Source organism: Psychrobacter alimentarius (genome assembly GCF_001606025.1).
Classification (GTDB): domain Bacteria; phylum Pseudomonadota; class Gammaproteobacteria; order Pseudomonadales; family Moraxellaceae; genus Psychrobacter; species Psychrobacter alimentarius.
In genome coordinates this window covers 56,398-71,252 of the sequence record NZ_CP014945.1, presented here as the reverse complement: position 1 = coordinate 71,252, position 14,855 = coordinate 56,398, and the positions used below count along the sequence as shown (strand labels likewise).

12 protein-coding genes are annotated in these 14,855 nt (G+C 43.2%); 9 read left to right on the top strand and 3 right to left on the bottom strand.

The window, feature by feature from the left end:
* Positions 1 to 133: 133 nt before the first annotated feature.
* Both sstT and A3K91_RS00295 read left to right on the top strand, forming a co-directional pair.
* Positions 134 to 1,336, top strand: coding sequence for a serine/threonine transporter SstT (gene sstT, locus A3K91_RS00300; RefSeq protein WP_062843501.1), 1,203 nt, complete (start codon positions 134 to 136; stop codon positions 1,334 to 1,336).
* A gap of 554 nt (positions 1,337 to 1,890) precedes the next feature.
* Positions 1,891 to 3,078 carry an MFS transporter gene (locus A3K91_RS00295; protein WP_062843500.1) on the top strand — a complete coding sequence of 396 codons (1,188 nt, stop codon included), beginning with the start codon at positions 1,891 to 1,893 and terminating at the stop codon, positions 3,076 to 3,078.
* Positions 3,079 to 3,213: 135 nt separating this feature from the next.
* Here A3K91_RS00295 and A3K91_RS00290 read toward each other — a convergent pair whose 3' ends face one another.
* Both A3K91_RS00290 and A3K91_RS00285 read right to left on the bottom strand, forming a co-directional pair.
* On the bottom strand, positions 3,214 to 3,537 hold the full coding sequence (locus tag A3K91_RS00290; protein WP_062843499.1) for a chaperone modulator CbpM: 324 nt from the start codon (positions 3,535 to 3,537) through the stop codon (positions 3,214 to 3,216).
* A gap of 90 nt (positions 3,538 to 3,627) precedes the next feature.
* Complete coding sequence (locus tag A3K91_RS00285; RefSeq protein ID WP_062843498.1) at positions 3,628 to 4,641, bottom strand: DnaJ C-terminal domain-containing protein; 1,014 nt, start codon at positions 4,639 to 4,641, stop codon at positions 3,628 to 3,630.
* Positions 4,642 to 5,261: 620 nt separating this feature from the next.
* Here A3K91_RS00285 and A3K91_RS00280 point away from each other — a divergent pair.
* Entirely contained in the window at positions 5,262 to 5,624 is a 363-nt protein-coding gene (locus tag A3K91_RS00280) for a septal ring lytic transglycosylase RlpA family protein (protein WP_062843497.1), read from the top strand.
* Positions 5,625 to 5,731: 107 nt separating this feature from the next.
* Here A3K91_RS00280 and A3K91_RS00275 read toward each other — a convergent pair whose 3' ends face one another.
* Positions 5,732 to 7,792 carry an ATP-binding cassette domain-containing protein gene (locus A3K91_RS00275; RefSeq protein ID WP_062843496.1) on the bottom strand — a complete coding sequence of 687 codons (2,061 nt, stop codon included), beginning with the start codon at positions 7,790 to 7,792 and terminating at the stop codon, positions 5,732 to 5,734.
* A gap of 460 nt (positions 7,793 to 8,252) precedes the next feature.
* On the opposite strand from A3K91_RS00275, the gene erpA reads away from it, so the two are divergent.
* The 6 genes from erpA (at position 8,253) to A3K91_RS00240 (ending at position 14,729) form a co-directional block, all read left to right on the top strand.
* Complete coding sequence (gene erpA, locus A3K91_RS00270) at positions 8,253 to 8,633, top strand: iron-sulfur cluster insertion protein ErpA (protein WP_062843495.1); 381 nt, start codon at positions 8,253 to 8,255, stop codon at positions 8,631 to 8,633.
* Between the two features lie 332 nt (positions 8,634 to 8,965).
* Positions 8,966 to 10,540: a glutamate--cysteine ligase gene (gene gshA / locus A3K91_RS00260; RefSeq protein ID WP_062843493.1), complete on the top strand. Its 1,575-nt coding sequence runs from the start codon at positions 8,966 to 8,968 to the stop codon at positions 10,538 to 10,540.
* A gap of 56 nt (positions 10,541 to 10,596) precedes the next feature.
* Positions 10,597 to 11,124 carry a disulfide bond formation protein B gene (locus tag A3K91_RS00255; protein ID WP_062843492.1) on the top strand — a complete coding sequence of 176 codons (528 nt, stop codon included), beginning with the start codon at positions 10,597 to 10,599 and terminating at the stop codon, positions 11,122 to 11,124.
* Positions 11,125 to 11,605: 481 nt separating this feature from the next.
* The gene (locus A3K91_RS00250) at positions 11,606 to 12,247 is read left to right on the top strand and encodes a copper resistance protein NlpE N-terminal domain-containing protein (RefSeq protein WP_062843491.1); all 642 of its coding nucleotides are present in this window, start codon (positions 11,606 to 11,608) and stop codon (positions 12,245 to 12,247) included.
* Between the two features lie 397 nt (positions 12,248 to 12,644).
* Positions 12,645 to 14,123: a UDP-N-acetylmuramate:L-alanyl-gamma-D-glutamyl-meso-diaminopimelate ligase gene (gene mpl / locus A3K91_RS00245; protein WP_062843490.1), complete on the top strand. Its 1,479-nt coding sequence runs from the start codon at positions 12,645 to 12,647 to the stop codon at positions 14,121 to 14,123.
* 351 nt (positions 14,124 to 14,474) lie between these two features.
* Positions 14,475 to 14,729 (top strand): GlsB/YeaQ/YmgE family stress response membrane protein, encoded by a 255-nt coding sequence (locus A3K91_RS00240; protein ID WP_062843489.1) that lies wholly within the window; start codon positions 14,475 to 14,477, stop codon positions 14,727 to 14,729.
* The last annotated feature ends 126 nt before the right edge of the window (positions 14,730 to 14,855 follow it).

Below are 14,855 nucleotides of genomic sequence, written 5' to 3'. Positions count from 1 at the left end.
TTTTTGCGATATATCGGTCTGTATAGAGAAGGGTTAAAGGTAGGCGCTCATGTTGAAAAATGTTACTATCTTGCGCCTACTTTTACTTTTTATCATTATTTGTTTGTTTACTGACTAATTCGAGGGTGTATAGATGCGTTCATTGATTGCGATGTATCAGCGTATAGGACTGGTACCGCTGATTATTATCGGTTTAGTATTGGGAGTATTGATTGGTTGGTTAGCGCCAAGCGTTGGTGTCGCATTGGGATTGTTAGGGACACTATTTGTTGGTGCCTTAAAAGCAGTTGCTCCCGTGTTGGTCTTTGTTCTGGTCATGGCCGCCATTAGCCAACACCGCAGTGGCAATGAAGTGTATGTTAAGCCAGTGCTGATTATGTATATGTTCGGCACTTTTTTGGCAGCCCTCACCGCAGTCATGGCAAGCTTTTTATTCCCAACTGAGTTGGTGTTAGTAAATGCCACGATTGAGCAAGTACCACCAGCAGGTCTAAAAGAAGTGTTGACCAACTTACTTATGAATCTGGTCGCAAACCCTGTCAATGCAATTGCTGAAGCCAATTATATTGGTATTTTGGCTTGGGCAATTATCATCGGTTTTGCCTTACGTCAGGCCAGCGACACTGCGCGTGCGGTGGTCAGCGACTTTTCTGATGCGATCTCACAAGTAGTAAAATGGGTCATTGCCTTAGCACCTTTCGGTATATTGGGTTTGGTCGCCAATACGGTAGCTGAGACAGGCTTTGAGGCTTTAGCTGGTTATGCACGTATTTTGATGGTACTGATCGGTTGTATGCTATTTATCGCTCTCGTCGCCAACCCTATTATTGTCCTTGTCAAAACGGGCAAAAACCCTTACCCATTGGTATTTAGATGTTTGCGTGAGTCAGGGATTACAGCATTCTTTACCCGTAGTTCAGCGGCCAACATTCCTGTCAACATGAATTTGGCGCGCAAACTGGGTCTACATGAAGACACTTATTCGGTGACGATTCCCTTAGGCGCCACTATCAACATGGCAGGCGCGGCAATCACTATTAACGTGTTGACGCTTGCCGCAGCACATACGCTTGGTATCGAAGTGACTTTCGCGTCAGCGCTATTATTAAGCTTGGTTGCAACGATTAGTGCATGTGGCGCCTCTGGGGTTGCTGGTGGTTCATTGCTACTAATCCCTCTCGCTGCTAGTCTGTTTAATATTCCAAACGACATCGCCATGCAAGTGGTTGCCATTGGCTTTATCATCGGTGTGATTCAAGACTCAGCAGAAACGGCCCTGAACTCATCAACCGATGTGTTGTTCACAGCGGCGGCTGATCCTACCTATTCACGTTAATAGTTAGAAACACGCTCACAAATAAAAAAGGGCCATTTGGCTCTTTTTTATTGCTAAAAAATTTGGTCCTATGAACTAGGATGTTTTCTCAATCTGAAAACGATACATAGCACCATACGTCTGTTTTAAAAACCCAGTTATACTTCACATCTACTTTAGACTCTAGGACGTGTCCTTATTTTAAAAAGGGTCGTAAAATGAAATAGATGGCAGTCAAACGAGGAAAGTAGTGCAAATAATATCAAGCTATCAATCAACTATTTGATAGTATTTTGCAAAATCTAGCCTATTTAGATACAACCGTTTGAATTGAGGACACGCCTTAGTTGTACAATTCAATCTATTCCACAGTCACCCTTGTAGCCTTGTCTACATCAGTTTTGGTGCTTAATCGCATCGATCGATAGATACTCAAAATACACGAATACCCTAGCCATTTATGGACAGGGGTTTTACCTATTATTAAAAGAAATTAACATGAACATTAACAGCATCATTTTCCCTATATCCTATATTAATTTTGTTTTCTGTACGGTAACGGAGGCAAAAGCGATATGAATATCGACGAACCTAAAACCTCTGAGCTTAACGCCCCAAGTTTACCTATCTGGAAGCTACTGGCATTCACATTAGCAGGCTTTCTCACTATCATGACCGAAACCATGCCAGCTGGTTTGTTACCACAAATTAGTGAGTCATTAGGGGTCTCTAAAGCGCTAGCAGGCCAGTTGATAACGTTTTATGCACTAGGTTCTGTGCTAGCCGCCATCCCAGTGATTGCCGCCACTCGTAGTTGGAATCGCCGCCGGTTATTCTTATTGGCAATTGGTAGCCTATTGGTATTCAATATTGTTACTGCCTTGTCAAGCAGCTATGCAATCATTATAGCGGCACGCTTTGCTGCGGGTATGGCAGCTGGAGTCATATGGGGATTACTACCTGGCTATGTATTGCGTATGGTGGCAGACAATATGCGGGGACGTGCGTTAGCAATAACAGGAGTGGGTCAGCCAATTGCGCTGGCCTTTGGCGTACCTTTAGGAACATGGCTCGGTCTACTATTAGACTGGCGCGGCGTGTTTTGGATCATGTCAGCGTTAACATTGCTATCGTTGATCTGGGTACGTCTGGCATTACCTGACTTCGCCGGTCAGTCAGCCAAACAGCGCCTATCAATCCGGCACGTTTTTTCGATGCCAGGTATTCGCCCTGTATTGCTAACGTTGTTTGTATGGATCGCGGCTCACAACATTCTCTATACTTACATCGAGCCATTTTTAGCATCGGTTGGGCTGGCACAGCGAGTGGATGCTATATTGCTGTTATTCGGTATTGCTGCCATAGTAGGAATTTGGCTTACTGGACTGCTAGTAGATAACTGGCTACGGTTGATGGCTTTGATAAGTCTGAGTGTGTTTGCGATAGGAGCATTAGTATTGGGTTTCTCTGGTGGTTCTACAGCTATTGTTCTGGTGGGTATAGCCATATGGGGACTGACCTTTGGCGGCGCACCAATATTACTACAGACTGCGCTTGCAGGAGCCGCAGGCGATAACGCTGATGTTGCACAGTCCATGCTTGTGACCGTATTTAACCTAGCGATAGCCTGCGGCGGGGTAGCGGGGGCGATACTATTACAACGCATTGGGGCGGTATCGTTTCCGTGGGCAGTCCTTGCGCTTGCCTTATTAGGACTATCAGTAGTATGGTCTGCTAGAAGAAATGGGTTTGTTTCGAGCTAAAACTCAAAATACTACGACCCAAAAGAGAATACGCTTGATGAAATATCAACGTATATCTGCTATTTTCGGTTATTTATAAACATAAAAAAGAGCCACTTGGCTCTTTTTTATCGTCTATTCTGTATGATTATCTCACTACTTCAAATGGTCGATATCCACTTCAATTACTGGCGTTTGTGTGTCTAGCTGACGTTTTAGTTGGCGTAACTGCTCAAGCTCGTCCAACAGCTCAAGTATCAGACCAATCGCTGGCACACTGGCGTCAAAATCGCGACTCAAACGTGACGCGCGGCGCACAGTCGTTAGCTGGTAACCCGTGAACTGCTCACGCTCTGGCACATCATATTCAATAATATTTTCTTCAATCAATTCGATGACCCATTGGCGCTCTTGACCACAGGTAGATACCAGCTCATCTAGGCTCATGATAATATCGGTAAATTCAGGCGAGTGTTTCATAGTTATTATCCTCGTTTACGCTTTATGTCGTCGTTCTCGTATGGTTTTATCTCTCTTACAATGGTTTTTAGCGATGATGAATCACTGTCATTAACGGTCAATATTGGTATCGGCAAAGGCTTGTTTTAACTGCTCATAAGCTTGGGTGGCTGCGTCAGTCGTGATATCAGGATTGACGATATTTAAGGTCAAGTACAAATCACCTGCTTGCTTGGCCGGAATGCCTTTGCCTTTTAGACGTAAATTGCTACCCGACTTGCTATTTTTGGGAATACTGACTGCCAGCGTACCTGCTGGTGTTGTGACGTTTATTTTTTCACCCAATGCTGCTTCCCATGGTGCGATGTTCACGGTTTGATAGACATCCGCACCTTCGATACGAATATTGTCTGCATGGCGAATTTTTACTTTTAAGAATAAGTCACCGTTTTTACCACCACCACTACCAGCAGCACCTTGTCCTGCTAAGCGGATTTGTTTACCATCAGTGATGCCTTTAGGAATTTTAATTTTGAGCGTTTTGTTGTCATAATCGACGCTACCATTAGGCTGGCGAACGGGTACATTTAACTTAATACTATAGTCGTCCCCATTATAAACAGAGGCTAGGTCAACCATAATCTCGGCATGCTGATCTTGACCTTTGCTGTCTTGCGGACCAAATCCGCCACCGAATTGATCAAAACCTCCGCGTTGAGACTGCCCGCTTGCTTGATCATTGGTTGAGCCACGTGCGCCGCGGCCAAACGCTGAAAATATATCGTCGAAACGGAAGCCACCATCGCCATACGCTTCGCCGTCACCAAATTGTCCCTTAATATCTTCCCAGCGAAACCCACCTTGCCCACCAGCGGATTGACCATTAAAGCCCCTCCCTTGACCAGCAAAAGGATTGTCTAGCATGGCATCATATTCGGCGCGCTTGTCTTTATCTCTAATGGTTTCATAGGCGTTATTAATCTCTGCAATCTTATTATCAGCATCTGGATCATCGCTAACATCTGGATGGTATTGACGCACAAGCTTACGGTATTTTTTTTTGATATCAGCGTCTGAAGCGTCTTTTTTGACCCCTAAAATGTCATAGTAATTTTTCTCTGCCATGTTGTTTTCCTCAAAATAAAAGCAGGTAAATGATACTGATATGCCAATTTAAAACGTTATGGTGTGGAAATTTGTTTGACTGCGACATAACAGATGATGACTATCGTCTATAGACGATGATATCAATAAAACGAACAAATACCGTTATATAAATATTACCAGTAGTGATACCAAGCTGCCGTTCTTTCTCAGTAAAACAGCGATATAGATAAGAAAGTATAGGATCCATAAATGGTTAACCATAACTACGTCACAAATATATTCTCCTACAAATGTTACTGGCAACTTCAAATGTTACTCGTAGCTTTTTGGATACACACGCTGTCATGAGAATAAAAAATATCTTTTTCTAACTGGTTTTGGTGAGAGTTTTTTTACTCTCGCTCATAAAAATCAATGCTTCGTAAGGTATTATACGAATTTATAACTTGCACATTTATGCTTAAAAACACTTTTTTCTCTTAAAAAACAGACATTTGCCTTTGAAAGTTCTCCTACATCACGGTAAGAATATAACAAGTTCTTGCTTGTAGAATACCCCCATTATTTATACTCATAGGGGGTATGGATAACATAGGCAGATATTTCTGTCTATTTCGTTCATAGAAAAAAGGTATTAAATGTCTTATTTAATTAAGTCTCTGGTTGTGACGTTGTCAATATTGCTGAGTACCACGGTGTTTGCTGGTAACACGAGTTATTACGGTAGTAAGTTTCATGGTAAACGTACCGCAAGTGGTAGTATCTTCAATATGAACTCTCTCACAGCGGCGCACAAAACCCTGCCGTTTGGTACAAAAGTACAAGTAACCAACCAAAAGACAAAAGAAAGTGTTGTGGTAAAAATCACAGATCGAGGCCCCTATATTAGAGGCCGTATTCTTGATTTATCAAAAGCTGCTGCCAGTCAAATAGATTGTCAGCTATGTACCACTACGATGAAAATCCTCTCGTATGGAGATGGTAAATACCGTAAAGAATAAAGAATGCTGTAATAAAAAAGGGAAGGCCTATGCCTTCCCTTTTTTACAACTGTTTTTCAGACAGAATACTGCCTAATAAATAATTAAAAACCTCTACATTTAACTATTTACTCAAAATTTGCTTCCATCTCTTCTAACGTCGTCATTGACTGCAATAGCTGCTCTTCATTGTCACTGTGCTGCTGCTGTAATGCCGTCTGCTCATTCAATAAAACCATCAAATCAGCTTTGCGACTTTCTTCATAGAGACTGGTATCAGCCAGCTTGTCTTCAAGCGCATTCAGTTTTTCATTAATTTTAGCCAATGTTTTTTCTGTATTCTCAATATCACGGCGTACAGGCGCAGTTAGTTTGCGTTGTTCTGCGGCCAATTTACGCTGTTCTTCTTTGCTTAGCGTCGGTTGAGTAGAAACTTTCTTGTGCGCTGCTGTGCTACTCGAAGCTGAACCTGATTTGGTCTCTGAGCCAGACGCCGCTTGATGAACAGATTTTGCATTTGTTGTTTCACGTGAAACAAATTTTTTGCTGTCTTTTTTGTTCTTTTTCTTGCTGGCAGTTTTGTCTTGCGCGTTTTCTTGCTTACGCTTTTCAGCAAGCCATTTACCATAGTCACTGATATCGCCCTCGAACTCATCAATTTGACCATCATGGACTAAAAACAACTCGTCACAGACATTGGCGATCAGCTCACGGTCATGCGACACCAGTACCACTGCTCCTTGGAAGCCTTGCAATGCAATGGTCAAGGCCTGACGCATTTGTAAATCTAAATGGTTGGTTGGCTCATCGAGAACAAGGACGTTTGGACGTTGCCAGACAATCAAAGCCAAAGTCAGGCGCGCGCGTTCGCCACCAGAAAATAACTCACTTGGGGTATCAATGCGATCACCGCGAAAATCAAAACTGCCCAAGAAAGAACGCAGTTCGGCATCCGAGGTCTTGCCTGCCAAGCGGCGCATCATTTGTAGCGGCGTTGCGGCAGCATCAAGCACGTCCATTTGATGCTGGTTAAAGTAACCAAGTTTGAGAGTGTCAGATGCACGGTATGTGCCTGATAACACCCCAAGCTCACCCACCAAGGCTTTGATTAAGGTGGATTTACCCGCGCCATTCATCCCAAGCAAACCAAGACGCGTATCGGGCGTGACTTGCACATTGGCGTTGTGCAATAGCGGTGTGTCGCTATAACCGATGTCTGCCTGTGTCAGCTCAATCAGTGGCGAGCTCATATTTGCAGGCTCATAAAATCGGAAAGAAAAAGGATTGTCTGCCATCATGGGTGACAACTCTGCCATACGCTCAAGCTGTTTGATACGACTTTGGGCTTGTTTGGCTTTACTGGCCTTAGCACGGAAGCGACGAATAAAGTCATCCAAATGTGCTTTGGTCGCTTGCTGCTTTTCAAACGCTTGCTGCTGCTGCGCCATACGCTCATGACGCGTACGAATAAACTGCTGATAATTACCCGTATAAAGGGTGATTTTTTGTTGTTCGACATGCAAGATATGACCAACGGTCGCATCCAAGAATGCTTGGTCATGCGAGATAACAATGACCAACCCTGTGTACGCGTTAATCCACGTCTCAAGCCACAAGATCGCATCCAAATCCAAATGGTTGGTTGGCTCATCGAGCAACATCAAATCGGCTCGGCTCATCAGGGTTTTGGCAAGGTTTAAGCGCATGCGCCAGCCTCCCGAAAACCCTTCTACGGGTAGCTCATGCTGGCTGGTATTAAAACCAAGACCTGCCATGATTTGCGCCGCCTTGGTTGGTGTGCGATAGCCATCAATCTCATCAAATTGCTGATGCAATACGCCAATCTGCTCATCACTCACGCTACTCAAATCATTCAAAGCGGCATTAATCTCATACCACTGCTCATCACCACTGAGTACATAGTCAATCGCGGTCTGAGCGCTGGCACCCACTTCTTGCGCCATGTGTGCTACATGCCAGCTATCAGGAATGCTGACTTCGCCCCTATCCAGTGTGACTTCGGTATCGCCCTTGCCCATCTGTGTCAACAATAAAGCAAACAACGTAGATTTGCCTGTGCCGTTATTGCCCGTTAAGCCAACTTTGTGGCCCGGATGTAGCTGGAAGCTTGCACCTGCAAACAATTCACGACCATCACGGCGAACACCAACGTCTTTAAATTCGATCATATAATCTCTTCATCTCAACAGTAATATAAAATATGGGGCAAGCAGAAAAACACACATCTGGCATGTTAATGGCGGCTATTATTTCAAACGCTTGCCGCATAGGCAAATGATTAAATAACTATTTCAAAACTAAGTATTTATTTGATGAATAATTGATGTGATTTATTATAAATAATAGCGCGATAAGTGATTTGTACTAGAGCGTTAAATTTGGTTGGCAGTAACACGCTTGACAAACGAATCCTTATCCCCATTATGATATACTGCTACCAGATGAGTGTCAGTACGCCACAAAATGGTGGCGATGGCATTCGATAGAATAGAAAAAATGCGCCCATAGCACCGCCCTAATGACAGCACCCAATCGAATCAAACGCCGTACGTATCTTTATTTGCAACCTATATAGAGCAAACCCAAACAGGATGACGAAAGCATTTGATCCTAGCAACTGAGGTAGATATGAACGAATCAGCCAACCAATTTAATCCAAGCGCAAGCCAGCCTGTAGACCCAACGGTATTAAGACTGACCGATAGTGCCGCACAAAAAGTACGTCGCCTACGTGAAGAAGAAGGTGACAGTGACCTTATGCTGCGTGTCTATGTGACAGGCGGTGGGTGTTCAGGTTTTTCTTATGGCTTTAATTTCGCTAATGACTTAAACGAAGACGATGCCAATTTTGATAATGGTGATGTGACGCTGGTCGTAGACTCGCTCAGTTATCAGTACTTACAAGGTTCTACCGTTGATTATACGGAAGGATTAGAAGGGGCGCGCTTTATAGTGACCAACCCCAATGCCACCACCACTTGTGGCTGTGGCTCGTCATTCTCGATTTAAGGTATCGGTGTATTATTATCAGGATGCCTTATATGGTGAGCTGACGCTATGGTACATCGCCTAGTGCAGCACATTCATAGCATCTATCTATTTGGTAGATGCTTTTTTTATCGATTTTTATATCGTCTAGCAGAAATGTTATGGAAGCCAAACAGCTGCCAAAAGATAGGCGGGTGTGCCTTTGCAAAGCTTATTGTATTTGTAATCGCTCGTGGTTTTCAAAGCAGCTTTGAGCTAAACTGACGGAATTCTAAATCCAATATTTACTTCTTTTATGGTCAAACGTCAGTCGTGTTTTGATTCGCCATAATAAATAACAATAGATGACTATTATGAGTAATTCAGCGAGTAGCTTTGTCAGCTTTGACATTCCCAACTGGTTTGACAGCAAACATTTAACAGGTATGCTGCGTGGTATCGAAAAAGAAGGCCTGCGCGTTAAGCCTGATGGTTTTTTGTCTCAAACGCCGCATCCTACCAAACTTGGGTCAAAACTCACCCATCCTTTTATCACCACAGATTATTCAGAAAGCCTACTTGAGCTCATCACGGATCCCAAAACCTCCCCAAAAGAGACACTAAACATGCTCCGTCAACTGCATGTATTGGTCTATCAGGGCATACCTGAAGGTGAGCTCATGTGGCCGCTCTCAATGCCCTGTATGCTGTCATCTGACGATGAAGACATTCCTTTGGCGGATTATGGTAGCTCTAACACAGGCAAGCTTAAAACCTTGTATCGTAGTGGTCTTGGTATCCGTTATGGTCGCCGCATGCAGACGATTGCAGGTTTGCATTACAACTTGTCTTTTGGTGACGAGTTGTTTGAAGCTTGGCAAGCACAAACATCTGCTACGCAAAGCCAAACGCTGACAGAATTTAAAAATGAGAAATACCTAGGTCTTATCCGTAATTTTAAACGTCTGACCAGCCTTGTTCTTTACTTATTGGGTGCCAGCCCAAGCGTCTGTCCTTGTTTTATAGCGGGCCGCGAGCATGACTTAGAGCTGCTCAATGAATCAACGTATTACAAGCCTACGGCAACCAGCCTGCGCATGGGCAAGCTTGGCTATACCAACAGCGTGCAAGAGCATCTTGATATTCGCTATAACTATTTGCCAGAATATGTCGAAGGACTACGCCGTGCCATTCAAACACCGCATGAAAGCTTTGAGAAGCTGGGTTTAGAAGATGCGGATGGTAACCCCATTCAGATCAATAATCATATTCTACAGATAGAAAATGAATACTATAGCCCTATTCGTCCAAAACAAGTCACATTGACTGGCGAGACGCCAACCGAAGCGCTTGAGCGTCGCGGTATTGCCTATGTTGAGTTTCGTGCCATCGACCTCGACCCCTATAGCGATGTTGGTATTCGTCTCTCAAGCGCTTGTTTCTTAGAAGTCATGGCACTGTACTGCTTACTTAGTGACTCACCGGATCTGTTACCAGAAGAAGAAGAGACGCTAGCTATCAACCTTGAGCGCGTGGTCAATGAAGGTCGCCGCGAAGGTCTGCATATCTTAGACAATGGTGAAGAGCAATTGCTTGAGAGCTGGATGTTGACCCATCTAGAGCGTATGCAACCACTGGCAGCTTTGTTAGATGCTCATTATGGTGGCAATGATTACCGCGCGGCTGTGGCTTTAATGCAAGGCAAAGCAGGACATCCTGAGTCAACCATCTCAGCACAAGTCAACTCTGATAGTAAGCGCTTAGGTAGCTTATGGCAGCTTGGTTTTACATTGGCTGAACAGCATCGTGAGTCTTTATTACAGCAAACACTTAGCCCAAATACTCAGGCAAAGTATGAAGTACTGGCCGAAAAATCCATACTACAGCAAGCTGAGATTGAAGAAGCCGAAAGACAAGATTTTATGGAATTTTTGCAGCAATATCGCTAAGTCTTAATGGCTATTTGCCCTTTATAGATGACTAACTTTACAAGAGTAACCACCTGATGCTACAGCTGACCACCTACCGCAATTTACAAGTATTTCTCGTGATAATGGCCGTGATCGGTATGAGTTTTGCGCTGTTCTTTTTACAGCGTCATTTAGGTCTCACACCTTGCCCGCTTTGTATTTTCCAACGTATTGGTCTGATTATAATGGGTGGATTCGCTTTAATATCGGCACTATTCAACCCAAAATCGATGGTGGTAAGATTGATATTATGGATTGGCAGCTTGGCAGGTATTGGCTGGGCAACCCTAGTTGCAGCTCGTCATGTTTGGCTCCAGCATTTACCTGCCGACCAAGTACCTTCATGCGGACCTGGTTTGGACTATTGGATGGATACCTTACCTATTTTACAGGTGTTCAAAGAAGTATTTGCAGGCTCTGGTGAATGTGCCACGGTTGACTGGACATTTATGGGGTTGAGTATTCCTGAGCAATCTTTGATTTTATTTGCTGTGCTATTGATCGTGCATGTGCTGATACTATGGCGTATCGTACGACCTGCTAGCCACAACCGTCTTGCCTAAAAGAGGGTTAGAATTCAACTTATTTTTCCGATATAATCCTTCATCTAAACAGGCATAAGTATATGATTATTTGTCCCTGTTTGGATGAGGCGACTGTTAAGTCTCTTTGACAACCTTTATAAGTTACCTTGGTGACTCCTTAAACGGCTACTTTTATCTCCTTAATTTTTGTTTATAACAAAAAGTCCACAGAGATATACTTAACCTTTGATATCTTGATTCATTCTATTGCATTTTTTAATTGCCTGATATCATTAGATATTTATCGTTTTTTCGTAAATTGTTAGTGATAAATCCTTGATTGTAGCTTTAAAACATCAAATAATTTGCTGACACTTTTTATTCGTTATTTTTAACATACTTATATTTTTTATAATCATATCGCGTTGTTAGTAATGCTGGTGATCTATAGAAGCATTGCTTGATAAGAAACCTTGTGTGACAAGAAATACTGTTTGATAAACCGTTCTTTGGGGTGACCATGATATATTCTGCGCCTACCTGCGCGACCATGCTTACTGTAGCCAAATGCTTTGGCCGCTCTCTACTTGTGCTGCCACTTTGTGTCGCATTGATTGGTTGCGATAGCGCCTCTTCTAATGATGACAAAAATTTAGCAAATACGCTTTCCCCTTCTGACAACGTAGCACATGACTCGGAAAACCTGACCCAAAATTTGCAAGATGACAGCCTTCAACTGTCAAATGAGTCGCTGGACCAAGCAGCGCAAGGACAGTCCTTAATCGCAGCTGCACAATCAAGTAACGATGCCAATCCCAGCCAGTCCCTTATGGGAGTAGAGTCAAGTAATCGTAATAACACATTACAGGCCACGCTAATGGGAGATTACGGTGGCATGGTGCCCTGTGATATTTGTAGTAGTATCGATGTTACCTTAAATCTGTTTGCTGACGGCTCAGTATCAAAGACCAGTATCTATAACAATCCTGACAGCCCGCGTGCCCCATTACTTGAATCGGGTGTGTATCGCCAAGACAACAATACCATTACGATTGTTTATGAAGATAAGAAAATCGAAAGTTATGATATCCAAGACAATCATCTTATCTTGATGCATGCGGACAAAACCCCGAATAATGACTATATTTTATCGCGTCAATAATCCCATCATATAACGTTTTAAAGAGGTACTTATCTACAGGATATAATTTTAGAGAACCAGTTTTTAGATAAGCATATCTTTATATAGATACCGTTAGAGACATAAAAACAACCTTTTCAGTTTTTAAATGCCATACGTAATATGATGAAATGAGTCGAATGTATGGACCAAACAACGCCTACTTGTTAGGCGTTTTTTATTGGTCATCTCATGGTGTTTACTTTACAATGAATGGCTATTTAGCGCGCTGATATCTTGATCGTGACTTGCTCTTTTATAACAAGATATCATCACTACTTATAATCGTTAGGCCGAGTATATCCGATAATAAGTCCCTGTTGAAATTACGGATCACTCTATTCTTTTATTCTCTCAATTAAGCTTGTACGGAACGTCTATGCATATTCATATTCTTGGTATTTGTGGTACTTTTATGGGTTCGCTGGCGCTGCTCGCGCGTGCACTTGGGCATACAGTCACAGGATCAGATGCCAATGTTTACCCGCCCATGTCGACCCAACTTGAGAATGCAGGCGTCACGATTGAGTCAGGCTATCTGATTGAGCATTTGCAACCTGCGCCAGATTTGGTTGTCGTCGGCAATGCCATGAAGCGTGGTATGGATGTCATCGAGTATATGCTGGACACAGGGCTTCGCTATACATCAGGACCACAGTTTTTATCTGAGCAAGTACTACAATCGCGTCATGTGATCGCCGTTGCTGGTACTCATGGCAAAACCACAACCACTACGATGTTGGCTTGGATACTACATTATGCTGGTATTGATACGGGGTTTTTGATTGGGGGAGTCCCCTTGGTCGATACACCTGATGTCCATCTACAGCAGATCTTTGCGCACAGCAGTTATCTGGGCGCAGAAAAAGACAGCAATGGCACGTCACAGACTGGGTATTTTGTTATTGAAGCGGATGAGTACGACTCGGCGTTTTTTGATAAGCGCTCAAAATTCGTTCATTACCGACCGCGTACGGCCATTTTAAATAACCTTGAATTTGATCATGCTGATATCTTTGCGGATCTCAATGCCATTCAAACGCAATTCCATCATATGGTACGCATGATTCCAAGCACAGGCAAAATCATCATGCCAGCTGCGACCATCAGCTTAGAAGACACCTTAACAAAAGGCGTATGGACGCCAATTTGGCGTACTTCAGTGCTCAATACCACGGATGAACAAGCAAAAGATACTGATCTAAAAAATAGTAGCGATTGGCAAGCTGAGCTGATCAGTACAGACGGCGGTCAATTTAAAGTTATTTTTACGGACAATGATGAAGCAGCCATTGTCGATTGGTCAATGAGCGGTATTCACAACGTCAATAATGCCTTGGTTGCGGTAGCCGCCGCCTATAACGTTGGCGTCAGCGTTGATACCGCTTGTGCTGCGTTATCTGCCTTTGCTGGTATCAAACGCCGTATGGAGCTTATCGGTGATGCGCATGATATTTTGGTGTTTGATGATTTTGCTCACCATCCAACGGCCATTGCGACCACACTAGATGGCGCCAAAAAGAAACTGGCAGGTCGACGAATTTGGGCCATTATCGAACCGCGTAGCAACACCATGAAGATGGGTATTCATCAAGACAGCTTGGCTGAATCTGCTGCCCTTGCTGACCATACCCTATGGTACGAGCCGATAGGTTTGGAATGGGGATTAAAAGAAGTGATTGAAAAAGCCAATGCTGCGCACAATAACATCGGCGATCAACAAGTCCTTGCTAGTATCGATGCCATTATTGAGCACATTGTCGTCCATGCACAGGCAGGTGATGCGATTGTGATTATGTCGAACGGCGGCTTTGAAGGGATACATCAGCGTCTACTGACATCATTGCGTCAGCGCTAGTAAAAACTTCAGTGCAATTAAGGGATTTCTTATTCCCTTCATGTACCTGTTTCTCCAATGCATAAATGAAGCGTCGCGTCGTAGCAGACAAGCGGCGCTTTTTTATTGTCAAAATTTAGCGAATGGTTATCAGGGATTTTAATGGTTCGACGCGAACGCTATTCGCGTCTTAATTACCTTTGTAACCTTTCATTTACTTATCCTCCCTCCATCTTAGCAAATCCCTTGTTTTTCTCACATAGCTCATACACTGGTAACATTTCGCGCTTACCTTTATTTTTCTGCAGTCATTACAATGAGCTTATCAAAACTAGCAAACTATTATAAATGACAATAAATTAGGAGAATAACATGAGCTTTATTTGGATGATTATCGTAGGTTTGGTTGCAGGTCTATTAGCACGTGCTATCAAGCCAGGCAGTGACCCTATGGGCTGGATTATGACGATTGTACTGGGTATCGTGGGTGCTATGTTGGGTGGTTTCCTTGCAGGACTTATCGGCATTGATGCAGATGGTGGCTTTACTGGTCTAATCTTCTCTGTAATCGGTGCTATTATTCTCCTATTCTTGTATGAAATGATTGTCAGCAAACGCCGCGTATAAATTTATATGATAGATAAGATGTGAGCAAGAATCCTAAACTCACAATAAAAAAGCCTTGCAAATTGCAGGGCTTTTTGTTGAATTCGCGAAAGTCATAATATGGCGTCTATAAAAATCTAAAAGAGG

Bases quoted from the DNA above. Each gene is read 5' to 3' on its own strand.
- gshA (WP_062843493.1), top strand. From the start codon at position 8,966: ATGAGTAATTCAGCGAGTAGCTTTGTCAGCTTTGACATTCCCAACTGG.
- A3K91_RS00250 (WP_062843491.1), top strand. From the start codon at position 11,606: ATGATATATTCTGCGCCTACCTGCGCGACCATGCTTACTGTAGCCAAA.
- A3K91_RS00285 (WP_062843498.1), bottom strand. From the start codon at position 4,641: ATGGCAGAGAAAAATTACTATGACATTTTAGGGGTCAAAAAAGACGCT.
- A3K91_RS00240 (WP_062843489.1), top strand. From the start codon at position 14,475: ATGAGCTTTATTTGGATGATTATCGTAGGTTTGGTTGCAGGTCTATTA.
- sstT (WP_062843501.1), top strand. From the start codon at position 134: ATGCGTTCATTGATTGCGATGTATCAGCGTATAGGACTGGTACCGCTG.
- A3K91_RS00280 (WP_062843497.1), top strand. From the start codon at position 5,262: ATGTCTTATTTAATTAAGTCTCTGGTTGTGACGTTGTCAATATTGCTG.
- erpA (WP_062843495.1), top strand. From the start codon at position 8,253: ATGAACGAATCAGCCAACCAATTTAATCCAAGCGCAAGCCAGCCTGTA.
- A3K91_RS00295 (WP_062843500.1), top strand. From the start codon at position 1,891: ATGAATATCGACGAACCTAAAACCTCTGAGCTTAACGCCCCAAGTTTA.
- A3K91_RS00255 (WP_062843492.1), top strand. From the start codon at position 10,597: ATGCTACAGCTGACCACCTACCGCAATTTACAAGTATTTCTCGTGATA.
- mpl (WP_062843490.1), top strand. From the start codon at position 12,645: ATGCATATTCATATTCTTGGTATTTGTGGTACTTTTATGGGTTCGCTG.
- A3K91_RS00290 (WP_062843499.1), bottom strand. From the start codon at position 3,537: ATGAAACACTCGCCTGAATTTACCGATATTATCATGAGCCTAGATGAG.
- A3K91_RS00275 (WP_062843496.1), bottom strand. From the start codon at position 7,792: ATGATCGAATTTAAAGACGTTGGTGTTCGCCGTGATGGTCGTGAATTG.